This is a genomic window from Vibrio sp. 1CM23M, assembly GCF_023161755.1.
Lineage (GTDB): Bacteria > Pseudomonadota > Gammaproteobacteria > Enterobacterales > Vibrionaceae > Vibrio > Vibrio coralliirubri.
Window position 1 is genome coordinate 1 of the sequence record NZ_JALNTR010000010.1, and the last position, 13,613, is coordinate 13,613.

12 protein-coding genes are annotated in these 13,613 nt (G+C 43.0%); 5 read left to right on the forward strand and 7 right to left on the reverse strand.

Going from position 1 to position 13,613, the window contains the following annotated elements; translation table 11 throughout:
* Nucleotides 1–71 precede the first annotated feature (71 nt).
* The 4 genes from rsmS to dinG form a co-directional block, all read right to left on the reverse strand.
* Nucleotides 72–242, reverse strand: coding sequence for a pleiotropic regulatory protein RsmS (gene rsmS, locus MSG35_RS20580; protein WP_017055021.1), 171 nt, complete (start codon nucleotides 240–242; stop codon nucleotides 72–74).
* Nucleotides 232–780 (reverse strand): primosomal replication protein, encoded by a 549-nt coding sequence (locus MSG35_RS20585; protein WP_048612727.1) that lies wholly within the window; start codon nucleotides 778–780, stop codon nucleotides 232–234. The genes rsmS and MSG35_RS20585 overlap by 11 nt, the downstream gene beginning before the upstream one ends.
* A gap of 22 nt (nucleotides 781–802) precedes the next feature.
* Nucleotides 803–1,582: a TSUP family transporter gene (locus MSG35_RS20590; protein WP_248384908.1), complete on the reverse strand. Its 780-nt coding sequence runs from the start codon at nucleotides 1,580–1,582 to the stop codon at nucleotides 803–805.
* A 128-nt stretch (nucleotides 1,583–1,710) separates the two neighbouring features.
* Nucleotides 1,711–3,786 carry an ATP-dependent DNA helicase DinG gene (dinG, locus tag MSG35_RS20595; RefSeq protein WP_017066711.1) on the reverse strand — a complete coding sequence of 692 codons (2,076 nt, stop codon included), beginning with the start codon at nucleotides 3,784–3,786 and terminating at the stop codon, nucleotides 1,711–1,713.
* A 513-nt stretch (nucleotides 3,787–4,299) separates the two neighbouring features.
* On the opposite strand from dinG, the gene MSG35_RS20600 reads away from it, so the two are divergent.
* A complete protein-coding gene (locus tag MSG35_RS20600; RefSeq protein ID WP_048607339.1) occupies nucleotides 4,300–5,316 on the forward strand; it encodes a porin in 1,017 nt (338 codons plus the stop codon).
* Nucleotides 5,317–5,390: 74 nt separating this feature from the next.
* Nucleotides 5,391–6,038 carry a DUF2057 family protein gene (locus tag MSG35_RS20605; RefSeq protein WP_248384909.1) on the forward strand — a complete coding sequence of 216 codons (648 nt, stop codon included), beginning with the start codon at nucleotides 5,391–5,393 and terminating at the stop codon, nucleotides 6,036–6,038.
* A 75-nt stretch (nucleotides 6,039–6,113) separates the two neighbouring features.
* Here the strand turns inward: MSG35_RS20605 and MSG35_RS20610 are convergent, their stop codons facing one another.
* On the reverse strand, nucleotides 6,114–6,842 hold the full coding sequence (locus tag MSG35_RS20610) for a pseudouridine synthase (protein WP_248384910.1): 729 nt from the start codon (nucleotides 6,840–6,842) through the stop codon (nucleotides 6,114–6,116).
* Nucleotides 6,843–7,163: 321 nt separating this feature from the next.
* Between MSG35_RS20610 and MSG35_RS20615 the strand changes: the two genes are divergently transcribed.
* Nucleotides 7,164–9,389 (forward strand): NADP-dependent isocitrate dehydrogenase, encoded by a 2,226-nt coding sequence (locus MSG35_RS20615; protein WP_248384911.1) that lies wholly within the window; start codon nucleotides 7,164–7,166, stop codon nucleotides 9,387–9,389.
* A gap of 331 nt (nucleotides 9,390–9,720) precedes the next feature.
* Here the strand turns inward: MSG35_RS20615 and cspD are convergent, their stop codons facing one another.
* Nucleotides 9,721–9,942 (reverse strand): cold shock domain-containing protein CspD, encoded by a 222-nt coding sequence (gene cspD, locus MSG35_RS20620; protein WP_004736548.1) that lies wholly within the window; start codon nucleotides 9,940–9,942, stop codon nucleotides 9,721–9,723.
* A 585-nt stretch (nucleotides 9,943–10,527) separates the two neighbouring features.
* Here cspD and clpS point away from each other — a divergent pair.
* Together clpS and clpA are read left to right on the forward strand one after the other, a co-directional pair.
* Nucleotides 10,528–10,848: an ATP-dependent Clp protease adapter ClpS gene (gene clpS, locus MSG35_RS20625; RefSeq protein WP_004737430.1), complete on the forward strand. Its 321-nt coding sequence runs from the start codon at nucleotides 10,528–10,530 to the stop codon at nucleotides 10,846–10,848.
* 39 nt (nucleotides 10,849–10,887) lie between these two features.
* A complete protein-coding gene (gene clpA / locus MSG35_RS20630; protein WP_048616250.1) occupies nucleotides 10,888–13,161 on the forward strand; it encodes an ATP-dependent Clp protease ATP-binding subunit ClpA in 2,274 nt (757 codons plus the stop codon).
* 166 nt (nucleotides 13,162–13,327) lie between these two features.
* On the opposite strand, the gene infA is transcribed toward clpA, so the two are convergent.
* On the reverse strand, nucleotides 13,328–13,546 hold the full coding sequence (infA, locus tag MSG35_RS20635) for a translation initiation factor IF-1 (protein WP_001040192.1): 219 nt from the start codon (nucleotides 13,544–13,546) through the stop codon (nucleotides 13,328–13,330).
* Between the last annotated feature and the right edge of the window lie 67 nt (nucleotides 13,547–13,613).

Here is a 13,613-nt window from a genome sequence, read left to right on the forward strand (position 1 = left end):
TATTGTCTTTGTGATTTTACTTTCATGACACTCAATGCTCTGTATTAAGTGTCTACTTTTATGGGGTCACATCAGATGCTAGATGCTAGTTTGGCTTGTAAATCTTGCTGGACAATTTTGATTGCTTCTAACGCGACTTTTGGATCGATTTCGTTGCTTTCGAGCAGATAGATCAGGTCGACAGCTAACTTAACTTCTTCTGGTGCGTTATCCAGTGGTGATGGTGTGTTATCAGTGTTCATTTCGCTTAGGGTTCTCTAAGTTAATCAGTCTCTCAATATTTTTCATTGAGTCTTCACAGCGTTCTAATCGTTCTTTGGCTAACTGCCAAGCCTCTTCCGCTTTTTTCTTACTGTGGCGAGGCGCAGAATCAAACGCTAACTTTCGTACTCGTACTAAATCGACCAATCGCTTTTGCCAGTCTTGGTGCTGAGCGAGTTCGTTGTATAGGTCGTTAAGGGTTTTCCCTGACTTACTTTTTCGGTCCAAGCGTAAATCGTGGTTGGCTAACTCTCTTTGGATTGCTGCAATCTGATTTGTCAGCTTTTCTGTCAGGTAGTTGGCTCTGGACGCGGTCAGTTGATTTGTGGTTTGTTCACGTACAATGGTGCGGTACGTTGCCTGAGTTTCAAGTGCATAGGGAAGTAAAACAGAGGCGCCACATTTAAATAAGGCTCGGTCAAACAAGGCTTGATGATAAGCACCTCGAGATTTATCAACCTGAGAGCAATGGCCAATCAAGGTATCAATGACACTTTTTAGCTTTGAAAATTGATTCATTTCACTTCCCGTTGGCTACTGCCTATAAGTTCACAAACCAAGCTTCGTATGCCAGTTTAATCGCAAGTACGCTTACTACGGTAACAAACACCGGTCGTATAAATGTAGCACCGAAACGAATAGCAGAGTGAGCACCAACAAACGCTCCGGCCATTAAACAAAGACCCATGGTTAAACCTAGAACCCAATCAATATGACCAAGAATCGCGAAGGTCACCAAAGAGGTAAAGTTACTGGTAAAGTTCATGGCTTTGGATAGACCAGAGGCAAGTAAGATGTTTAAGCGATAAAGCGCCATAGAGCTTACCGTCCAAAACGCGCCAGTTCCTGGGCCTGCAACCCCATCATAAAAACCAAGAATGAATCCTTGGTACTTTTGTTTTCTCTTAAGTACAGGGCAAGGCTTAGGAGACACATTATAGCTCACATCTGGAGTCTTATGAAAAATGGTATAGACAGCTGCGGCAAGAATGACTAACGGCAATACCTTCTCTAACCACTCAGTGCTAATAGCATCAACAGTGAGTGTGCCGATGGTCGCACCTATTAAAGTAGATATGAACGCATTGACCCAACACTCAGGCTTGAACAGCTTTTTACGGTAGTAAGTGAATGCAGCTGTAGATGAAGCGAAAGTCGCTGCAAGCTTGTTAGTACCCAATGCAATGTGTGGCGGTAAACCAAGTGATAGTAAAGCTGGAACGGTTAACATCCCTCCGCCACCTGCGACAGCATCAATAAAGCCTGCTGCAAATGCAACTAGAGCAAGTATGACCAACATGGTTGGCTCAATCATTTCCATAAATAGCTAGTGTTCTCGTTATCGGCTGATAGGGCAGCCACATGAAAAATCGATGGATTAGTCATGTTGGGTTGTGAATGCAAGGGCCTAGCGATGAAGGCCCATAACTACCTCGAGGGCAGGGGATATTAGTATTTTATTGTTCTTTTAAAAGGCGGTAGTGAATCGAGTAGGGACTTTCCGTATCGCTTCGTTACTATGCGTCTATCAAGGATCGTGACTTTACCAGAATCTCTTTCCTTACGCAGTAGTCTACCCACAGATTGAATAAGCTTTTTACTCGCATCTGGAACAGTAATCTGCATAAAAGGGTTACCACCGCGTGATTCAATATATTCTGAATGTGCTTGCTCTACAGGAGAGGTAGGAACACCAAAAGGAATCTTAGTAATCACGAGGTTTTCAAGAAGCTCACCCGGTAGATCAAGACCTTCAGAAAAGCTGCCAGTTCCAAAAAGAACGCTGGTTTTACCTTGGTCTATTAGCTTTTTATGTTTTTTTAGAATTTCAGTTCGTGAAGTATCGCCTTGAACCTGCAATGCCCACGACTTTTTAACGAAATCTGTTGCTAACGCCTCTGCAACTTTGTTCATTTGCCAGTAAGAAGAGAATAGAACGAGATTGGCTTTTTTGTCTTCTATTACCTTAGGCAAAATTTCAATAAGATATTCGGTAAACTGAGGTGCTTGTGGTTCGTACTTCATTGCCGGCACGATCAGCTCTGCTTGATTCTGGTAATCAAACGGTGATGCTAAAGCCAAAAATTGTACGCCATCTTCTGCTTTTTGGCTGATTCCGGCTTGATGACAGAAAAAGCTGAAAGAGTTTAGTGCTCTCATGGTCGCAGATACTAATACGGCACCCACACAGCGGCTCCAGATTTGCTGATCCAGTTGCCAACCCACCTCCAGTGGCGAGACATTAACAACGAAATCGCCTTCGCTTTCTTTATTCAGCTCGAGCCAACGAGCCAAAGGAGCGCCTTTTTCTCTCTTCGGTTCTGCCATTAAGCGCCAAACTTGGGCAAGGTTCTCTGTTCTTTGTATATAGAAGCCAATTTCTGCCAGTGCAGGCTCTGCAAGTTTTGCTGAAAGCTCCCCGTCTTTAACTCGTTCTGCAATTAGGTCTGCAATCTTCGCAACGGCTTGGCTCGCCTTTTGCGTGAGCTGCTTGAGATCTTTAGATTCATTCTCAAGCCACTCAGGTAAGTCGCCATGTTCGAAGCGATACAAGCCGTCTTCAAAGTGGTTAGCGTCAAACTGTTTGCTCATTTGAGTCAGGGTAGGGATCAGCTGTTGCACTGAGTCTTGCAGCTCATTTCGAAACCGGTGGACACGTTTCTCGTCAGCGAGGCCTGAAAGCTTAGTGATGGATTGATTCAAACGCTCTAACCATGATGCCGCGCCTTTTAAGCTCGCAGCCGCAGAAGAGTGATCTCTGGCTACATGCGGTAAATGGTGAGCTTCATCGAATATATAGATGCTGTTTTCTGGCTCAGGCAGTATCACACCGCCGCCTAAGTCAGCATCAGCCATTACTAAACTGTGATTGGCGATAATCACGTCTGCTTTATCTAGCTCTGAGCGAGCTTTCTGGAAAGGGCAGTCTCTATGCGTAGGCATACTGTTGTTACAGCTGTGTTTATCACTGACAATCATCTGCCAAATCATATTGTCGATGGGTTTTGGCCAAGAATCACGGTCACCATCCCATTTACCTTGGGTTAGGCTACGATACATGGTTTGAAGTTGGTCGATATCCTTCTTCTTTGGCTTAGATTCGAACATGGCCATTTGTCCGCCATCAACCCCGCAGGCAGCGGCTAGCTTTTCGGAACAACAATAACGCTGTCTGCCCTTCGCTAATATGAAAGAAAACTCTCGATCAGTCAGTCTTCTATATAGAGGGAGATCTTTATTGACGAGCTGTTCTTGTAGCGCAACCGTCGCCGTCGATATGACTATTTTTCGATTATTGAGCACAGCGACAGGAATAGTCGCCATTAAATAAGCCAGTGATTTCCCGATCCCTGTCCCAGCTTCTGCAACAATCATGCGATTACTTTTGTGGTATTGACCACAAAGTGTCTTCGCTATTTCTGCAACAAGGTAGTTTTGAGCACGTCGAGGTACAAAGTTGTCCAACTGATCTTGGAGGTTTTGATAACTGGTGCGAATAGATTTTTGAATTTTAGTAGTTAGCATACTGTGACCTACGTAACGGAGCGAGGATAGTAGCACATATCACTAGTCGGTACATTTACGGTGAAATAGCTTGCTTTTGAATCAAAGGTAGATCTTGTTCACAAAAAAAAACTGAACCATCAGGAACTTAACTATTTTATTTATGTTGCGAAATATAAATATTAAAAAAGACTTGCTTGTAGGTGTTAAATCCTGAGGTGTGGCGTTTTTATAAGTTGTTTGCGGTGTTAAATGCTGTTTTGTTCTTTTTTTGGATTATTATATTTCCTGACAAAACTAAGGATAAGCTGCTCGTAAAACAATGAAAAAAAATGTAAGTGATTGATTTTGATTGCTTTGTGTTTTTTTTAGGTTTGCTTTTAGTTTATTTGACACGCAGGATAATCTTTTGCAATCTAGACCTCGAAATTTAGTGACGGTGATTAACCAACAAAGAGTGGTAATGACCAGTCATAAAAATAAAAGGGAACCGGGCAAGGATCTCCCATTCTTAGAAAAGGCAGTGGATTTATTATGAAAAAGACTCTATTAGCGCTAGCTATCGCAGCTACAGCAACTTCTGTAAACGCAGCAGAAATTTACTCTAACGACGATACTAAAGTTAGCCTAAAAGGTGAGGTAGATATCTACCTATCTCAATCTGAAGTAGACGAGACTCTAACTAAAACAGTTAAGAACGAAGCTGACGTTTCTACTTGGGCTAAAATCCAACTAGACGCTGAGCAAAAACTAAACGACACGTTCACTGGTTTTGCTTCTTTCGAAATCGAATCTGATGGTAGCGATGCTAAATTTGATGACGTACTAGTTGGCTTCAAAACTGACACTTGGGGTATGGCTTTCGGTGAGACTGGCGACCTAGCAGAATCTGCAGACGCTATCCAGAAAGACGATATCACAAACGAAGGTAACTACATGGGCTCTACTGGTGGTCACCACCGTGAGTCTACTGGTAAAGGTGTAGTATTCAAAGGTCAATTCGTTGAAGGTTTCACTATCGTAGCTGACATCAACACTGACTCTACTGAAGATGTTGATAACACATACGGTATCTCTGCTGACTACGCATTCAGCAACTTCTCTATCGGTGCTTCTTACATCACTGGTGATGCTGAGAAAGACGTAGATTACTCTCTAGCTGGTGTTTCTGCTTCTGCTGAGTTTGGTGGCCTATACCTAGCTGCAACTTACGCACAATTTGAAGGTAACAAAGGTTACGGTTACTGGAAAATCACTGACGTTTCTGGTAAATACGGTAACGGCGAGACTATGGGTGTAGCTGCTGCTTACCAAATCGACGCAGTTCGTCTATACACTACTTACGCAGTAGCAACTACTGACGAACTATCTACATCTTCTGGTACTGAGAAGATCTCTGATATCGATTCTACTAACCTAGTTGTTGGTGTTGACTACGCATTCCGTGACAACATCCTATTCCTAGCTGAATACCAAACAGGTGATTTCGAGTACGATTCAAAGACTCTAGATGCTGACGGCGTTATCGCTGGTGTTTACTACTCATTCTAATTAGTAGTTAACTATGCTATACAAAAGCCAGCGTTAAGCTGGCTTTTTTACATTTATTGATAAAGGAATCTTACATGAACAAGTGGTATTTGAGTATTGTCTGCCTATTCTCTGCACCATATGCAACGGCTGCTCTTGATTTAGCTTCTGGGGTTTCACTAAATACTTTGAACGGTGAGGTTGTTGAAAGTGCAAAAGATGCGGTATTTGCTCCAGGTGAAAACCAACTCGTTCTAGATTATTCGGGGTATTTGAGCAATAAAGGTAAGCGCGAATTCATCAGTACAGTACCTTACATTATGGTAGTTACTGTTCCTGAAAATGCAGATGTTGATGTTGATCTCGTAAGCCGAAAATATGAGAAAATCGCAAAAAATATGGATAGAGAGCTGCCGATTTTTAATGTCTCTGTAGATGGTAATGATGTAGAAGTCGTGCAAGAAATTTTACCGCCATCTAAAGGCGCACTTCCGTACAGCGATATTCCTCAGCTGGTTAAAGACTACAACCAAGAAAGAGGTTTGGTTTTCGACTCAGGAAAGATTCGCTCATTGAAAGAAGAACTCGCGGCAGTACAAACTGGTGCTGTGGTTGGTGCGACTGTTGCTGCTGATAGCACTGTTCAAGAGTCTGAAAACACGCTTCAACTAAAGCTTTGGTATTCAAGAGCTACCGAAGAAGAGCGTAAAGCATTCCAAAAATGGTTAATTGACCAGAAGTAAGACCAAAAAGTTTTTAAAGCGAGGTGTTCTTATCTATGACAGGTACCTCGCTTTTTCATTTCTACTAATTGTTTGCTAGATCTCTTTCCATTCTCCAGGCTGCAGTTGCCCCACATTCATATTACCCATTGAGTAACGGATAAGACGCAGGGTAGGGAAGCCGATATTGGCTGTCATTCGTCTTACTTGGCGATTGCGTCCTTCAATGATTGTGATAGCTAACCATGTTGTCGGTATCGCGGCTCTGAAGCGTACTGGAGGGTTTCTATCCCACACTTCAGGTTTTTGCATCACTTCTACTTTAGCCGGCAGTGTCATGCCGTCTTTTAGTTCGACACCTTTTCTCAATTTATCTAAATCTTCCTCAGAAGGTGCGCCTTCAACCTGTACCCAGTATGTCTTTGGGGATTTTGAGTTTGGTTGAGTTAGCTTAGCTTGAAAAATACCATCGTTGGTCAAGACCATTAACCCTTCGCTGTCGCGGTCAAGTCGACCTGCAGCATAAACGTCTTTCACAGGAATAAAGTCCGCAAGCGTTTTTCTCCCTTCACCATCTGTAAATTGGCTAAGAGTATCGAAAGGCTTGTTGAACAGAATTACTTTGCGATCTTCGAGTGCTACCTTAGGTTTTGCGTTGGTAGGCTTGCCTTTATATCGGTGCTTACTGGAGTGAGGTTTGTTGTGCGAATTGCCAGTGTTATTCTTATCACTGCTTCGGCTTTGTCTATTACCGCTTTGTTTTAATGTTGCACCAGAACGAGCCGGTTTGTCTGAACGAGATGTGCTGCGTGAGCGAGTAGACATGTTAACTACCTTGCAAAAATGTAAACGAAGTGTGCTGAAAAGTTTTCACTGAAACGGAATTGAGCTATCATTTGCGCGCCTAAAAGACACAAAATAGAACAAGTTGATGGACTCTTAAGCCTGATTTGTTTAATTATACCTTCGTGTTTTATTATAACAACGCACTCACGGATTTGGTTCATGCTGTCATCAAGATTGCATGAAAAATAAGATAGAGTACGACTATCGAGTAAGCAGTTTTCACTCTTTGAGTGGCTTACTGGTCAATTTATAACATGCTCACTATTTTAAATGAGCTTGTAAGAACTATAGGGAAATTTCATGCCTACTGAAAAACCAACGATCATCTATACCATTACAGACGAAGCTCCGGCGCTAGCAACTTACTCTCTGCTGCCAATCATTCAATCTTTTACAGCTTCTTCTGGTATTAACGTTGATACTCGCGACATTTCACTTGCAGGGCGCATTATTGCCAACTTCCCTGACTACTTGAACGAAGAGCAACGTATTGGTGATGCATTAGCAGAACTAGGTGAATTGGCTAAGACACCAGAAGCGAACATTATCAAGCTTCCAAACATCTCTGCATCTGTACCTCAGCTTCAAGCAACAATCAAAGAGCTACAGTCAAAAGGTTACGCACTTCCTAATTACCCAGAAGAAGCAAACACTGACGAAGAGAAAGCTGTTAAAGCGACTTACGACAAAATCAAAGGCAGTGCAGTAAACCCTGTATTGCGTGAAGGTAACTCGGATCGCCGCGCTCCACTTTCAGTTAAAAACTACGCGAAGAAGAACCCACACTCAATGGGTGCTTGGTCTGCAGATTCTAAGTCGCACGTTTCAAGTATGGACGACAAAGACTTCTTCGGTAGCGAAAAGTCAGTAACCATTGAAGGTGCTACAGAAGTTAGCATTGAATTCGTTGGTAAAGATGGCGCGAAGAAAACATTGAAGCCAGCTTTTGCACTGCAAGATAAAGAGATTATTGATGCGTCAGTGATGAATAAGGCCGCTTTGGTTGCGTTCTTCGAAAAAGAAATCTCATCGGCTAAAGAGCAAGGCGTACTGCTTTCTCTTCACATGAAAGCGACGATGATGAAAGTATCTGACCCAGTGATTTTTGGTCACGCGGTTAAGGTTTACTACAAAGACGTATTCGCTAAACACGGTCAGCTGTTTGAAGAGCTAGGTGTTGATGTGAATAACGGCATCGGTGATGTCTACGCGAAGATTGCAGCGCTTCCTCAAGATCAAAAAGAAGCAATCGAAGCTGATCTACAAGCGGTATACGAGACTCAACCACCACTAGCGATGGTTGATTCGGACCGTGGAATTACTAACCTACACGTACCAAGCGATATTATTGTGGATGCATCTATGCCTGCAATGTTGCGTTCTTCTGGTCAAATGTGGGATCCAGAAGGTAAGCAAAAAGATACTAAAGCAATGATCCCAGATCGTAGCTACGCGAGTATTTACCAAGCGGTTATTGATTTCTGTAAAGAGAACGGCGCGTTCGATCCAACAACGATGGGTAGCGTACCAAACGTTGGCTTGATGGCTCAAAAAGCGGAAGAGTACGGTTCTCACGATAAGACTTTCATCCTTGAAGCTGCTGGTCAGGTTCAAGTTGTTGACGCTTCAGGCGCTGTGCTTCTAGAGCAAGACGTAGAGGAAGGCGATATCTTCCGTATGTGTCAGGTTAAAGATGCACCAATCCAAGACTGGGTTAAGCTTGCGGTAACGCGTGCTCGTGCATCGGGTGTTCCAGCGGTATTTTGGCTAGATGCGTCACGCGCACATGATGCTCAGCTTATCAAGAAAGTTGAAGCGTACCTTCCTGAATACGATACCGATGGTCTTGAAATTAAGATCCTCGCTCCACTGGATGCGACTCAATACTCACTGGTTCGTATCAAAGAAGGCCTAGATACTATTTCGGTTACAGGTAACGTATTACGTGATTACCTAACTGACTTGTTCCCGATTCTAGAGCTTGGTACATCAGCTAAGATGCTATCGATTGTTCCACTAATGAACGGTGGTGGCCTGTTTGAAACAGGTGCTGGCGGTTCTGCTCCTAAGCACGTTCAACAAGTAGAGAAAGAAAACCACCTGCGTTGGGATTCCCTAGGTGAATTCTTGGCATTGGCTGCATCTCTAGAGCACCTGAGCGTAGTAACAGGTAACGCTAAAGCACAAGTTCTTGCTGATGCGCTTGATAAAGCAACGGGTGAGTTCCTTGATAACAACAAGTCTCCTTCACGTCGAGTGGGTGAGCTTGATAACCGTGGTAGCCACTACTACCTAGCGGCATACTGGGCTAAGGCGCTTGCTGAGCAAACGGCTGACGCTGATCTTGCTGCTGAGTTTGCAGGTGTGGCAAGTCAACTGGCTGAAAGTGAAGAAGCGATCGTTGCAGAGCTGAACAACGCTCAAGGTGTGGCTGGTGACTTAGGTGGTTACTACCTACTTGACGATGCATTGGTTTCAACACTAATGCGCCCAAGCTCAACGCTAAACGCATTTATTGATGCATAGTGATTGGACTTATCGTTAGTCAGTCACGAACGTGATTTGCTAACGATTTGCTTAGTTTGAAAGCTAAGTCATAGATAAAGTCAAAACGAGAGACGCTTTAACGATAACGTTAAAGCGTCTTTTTTTGTTCTTTTTTAATCCCCCAAAACCTAGCTCAATAAGAATACATCCGCGAACTAATGGACTAGTGAGTCACTTTAGAGTTCCCAAAACGAAAAAAAACCGCTCACGTAATCCTGTATTACAGATATTAAATGAGCGGTTTCAATATTCTGTTTACCTGTCAGCCGTTAATGACGACTGATGGAGGTTAACATGAGTTGGCATTCGCCTATTTTGCGGCGCTGCCTTCTACAGGAACAACGGAGCTAGCATGCGAGCCTTTAGGTCCACTTTCTACTTCATAGTCGACCTGCTGACCAGCCTTTAAGGTTCGATAACCTTCCATTTGTATTGTGGAGTAGTGCGCGAAAATATCGCCGTCTTCACCTTCTGGACAAATAAAGCCAAACCCTTTGGCATTGTTAAACCATTTTACTGTACCTGTAGCCATGCTATACATCCCTCATGCATTTTGTTACTAACGTTGTTATATCAATTGTTGTAAGTGCGATTGATATCATTCCTACCAGCTAAAGAATTTCAGCTAATAGCTTGAATCTCGTACATTGCTTACGGAAATTAACGCTACCCTGCGTAATTATTCCTTATTGTTAATTTTTGAAGCGTGTTACTGATTTTAATTCATGTTGCAAAAATGTATTAAAAAACCTTTTAGCTCCAATGTAGCTAATGATTGAGCACAGTCAATAGCAAATTGGTATAAAAGTGATCAATTTTAATAACAAATCACATTCGAGATTAACTGCAAACTATTAACTAAATAGCAACTTAGCGGTAATCTTATCGTTAGTATCAATAGTTGTGGCGTCTTTTTAATCAATCACATATGTTAATCCTGTTAATCGAGATCTTTTATTTGCAGCGATGGAAATGGTGGATTAGGCTCAGTATAGAGGAATATTTTTTGGTACTGTTTCTCGGTGCAGTTTCTTAGTACACCGTAAAGCGTGAATGTGGTAAATTTGAGTTAGGTAAACACTCACGACTTCCGAAAAATAACCCTTAGCAAAGCGATATGAGCAGAAACTTTGAATGGGCATCTCCAGGCTCAGATTTACTGGAGAAAGAAGCAACAAAAGTAAAGCCACCGGCGATGTATAACGTTGTGTTGAATAACGATGACTACACGCCCATGGACTTTGTAATCGAGATCCTAGAGCGATTCTTCTCACTAGATATCGAAAAAGCAACGGAAGTGATGCTCAAGGTTCATTATGAAGGTAAAGCTATATGCGGCACATACAGTGCTGAAATAGCGGAAACAAAGGTAGCGCAGGTCACGATGTACTCAAAGGAAAATGAGCATCCGCTACTATGTACAATGGAGCAAGTATAAATTGCTCGAACAACACTGTTGTTCCCTTAGGAGGTACTTATGCTAAATAAAGAATTAGAGACGAGTTTAAATGGCGCATTTGCTCGTGCGCGAGACAAGCGACATGAATTCATGACTGTCGAACACCTCCTACTAGCATTATTAGAAAATGATGCGGCCAAGGAAGCGCTCCAAGCTTGTCAGGCTGATCTCGATGCTCTTCGCAATGAGCTCGATATTTTTATCGATCAAACGACCCCACTTATCCCTGAAAGCGACGAAACTCGCGAAACTCAGCCTACATTGAGCTTTCAACGAGTACTTCAACGCGCTGTTTTTCATGTTCAATCTTCAGGTCGCAGCGAAGTAACAGGTGCTAACGTACTTGTGGCTATTTTTAGTGAGCAAGAATCTCACGCGGCATATCTTCTTAAGAAAAATGACATTAGTCGCTTAGATATTGTTAACTTCATCTCACACGGTATTACTAAAGCCAGCAACGAAGGCGATAGTCCTTCATCATCTGATTCATTTGGTGGTGCAGAAAATGCTGAAGAAGCTAATTCAGAAGACCGTTTAGAAAATTTCGCGACCAACCTTAACGAAGTAGCGAAGCAAGGTAATATTGACCCATTAATCGGTCGTGACAAAGAGCTAGAGCGTACTATCCAAGTTCTGTGTCGTCGTCGTAAGAACAACCCTCTGTTAGTGGGTGAAGCGGGTGTAGGTAAAACTGCCATCGCGGAAGGTCTTGCATGGCGCATTGTTGAAGGACAAGTGCCTGAAATCATTCAGAGCAGCGTAATTTATTCTCTAGATATCGGTTCACTGTTAGCAGGGACGAAATATCGTGGTGACTTTGAGAAACGTTTTAAAGCGATTCTTAAGCAACTCGAGAAAGAAGAAGACGCGATTCTGTTCATCGATGAGATCCACACCATTATTGGTGCTGGCGCTGCCTCTGGTGGTCAGGTTGATGCGGCAAACTTAATTAAACCGCTACTAAGCAGCGGCAAATTGCGCTGTATCGGTTCAACAACGTACCAAGAGTACAGCAGTATTTTTGAGAAGGAGCGTGCTTTAGCTCGTCGCTTCCAGAAAATCGATATTATTGAACCATCGCTAGATGATACGACTAAGATTCTGATTGGCTTGAAGCCAAAATACGAAGCTCACCACGAAGTGCGCTACACCAACAAAGCGTTGCGTGCTGCTGTGGAACTGTCAGCTAAATACATCAATGAACGTCACCTTCCTGATAAGGCCATTGACGTAATCGATGAAGCAGGCGCTCGTAGTCGTTTGGCTCCTGCAAGCCGTCGTAAGAAAACGGTAAGCGTGGCTGATATTGAGTCAATGGTTGCGAAAATGGCGCGAATTCCTGAAAAATCAGTATCATCTTCAGACAAAGATACGTTGCAGAAACTGGATGACCGCATGAAAATGTTGGTATTCGGACAAGACCCTGCAATCGATGTATTGAGCGAAGCGATCAAGCTGACCCGTGCTGGATTGGGTGCTGACAATAAACCTGTTGGTTCATTCTTATTCGCAGGACCTACTGGTGTAGGTAAAACCGAGGTTACCGTTCAACTGTCTAAACTGATGGGTATTGAGCTTCTGCGCTTTGATATGTCTGAGTACGGTGAGCGTCATTCTGTGAGCCGCTTGATTGGTGCTCCTCCTGGTTATGTTGGTTACGATCAAGGTGGTCTGCTAACTGACGCCGTAATCAAGAACCCACACTCTGTTGTGTTACTGGATGAAATCGAAAAAGCTCACCCAGATATCTTTAACTTGCTACTGCAGGTAATGGATAACGGCACGCTAACTGATAACAATGGTCGCAAAGCGGACTTCCGCAATGTGATTCTAGTGATGACGACCAACGCGGGTGTGGCTGAAACTGAGAAGAAATCAATCGGCCTGATCCAACAAGATCATGCGCCAGATGCGATGGGTGAAATCAAGAAGGTATTTACTCCTGAGTTCCGTAACCGTCTTGATAATATCATTTGGTTCAACAGCCTTGATCCAACTGTGATTAGCCAAGTTGTTGATAAGTTCATTGTCGAACTTCAAGTTCAACTGGACGCTCGTGGCGTGTCTTTAGAGGTTTCTGAGGATGCTCGTCATTGGTTAGCTGATAAAGGCTATGACAAGACTATGGGTGCTCGTCCAATGGGGCGTGTGATTCAAGAGAAGCTTAAGAAGCCACTTGCTAACGAGTTACTGTTTGGTAGCTTGGTTGATGGCGGTACGGTTAAAGTATCCCTGAAAAAAGACGAATTGGATTTCATCTATGTTGGTGCTAAAGAAGAGGTTATGCACTAACGAAGTGATTGATAATTCAAGGGCTTAAATTTAAAACGCATGACTTCGGTTGTGCGTTTTTTTATGCTTGCGAGCTGCGAGATTGATGTGCTTGTGCAGTAAAAAGTTCAGGCAATAAAAAACGGAGCCTTAAGCTCCGCTTCTTATTGTATTCGCTAATTAAAAATTAACGAGCACGGAAGACGATGCGGCCTTTAGAAAGGTCGTATGGAGTCATCTCAACAGTTACTTTATCACCAGTAAGAATACGGATGTAGTTCTTACGCATTTTACCAGAGATGTGTGCTGTCACTACGTGACCGTTTTCAAGCTCAACACGGAACATTGTGTTTGGTAGAGTATCAAGGACAGTGCCTTGCATCTCGATTACGTCTTCTTTAGCCATCTAATCCTCTTTCGAAATTTGGCGGTTTTCAACGGCTTGATTGTGCCGTTAAAATCAAAATATGTAA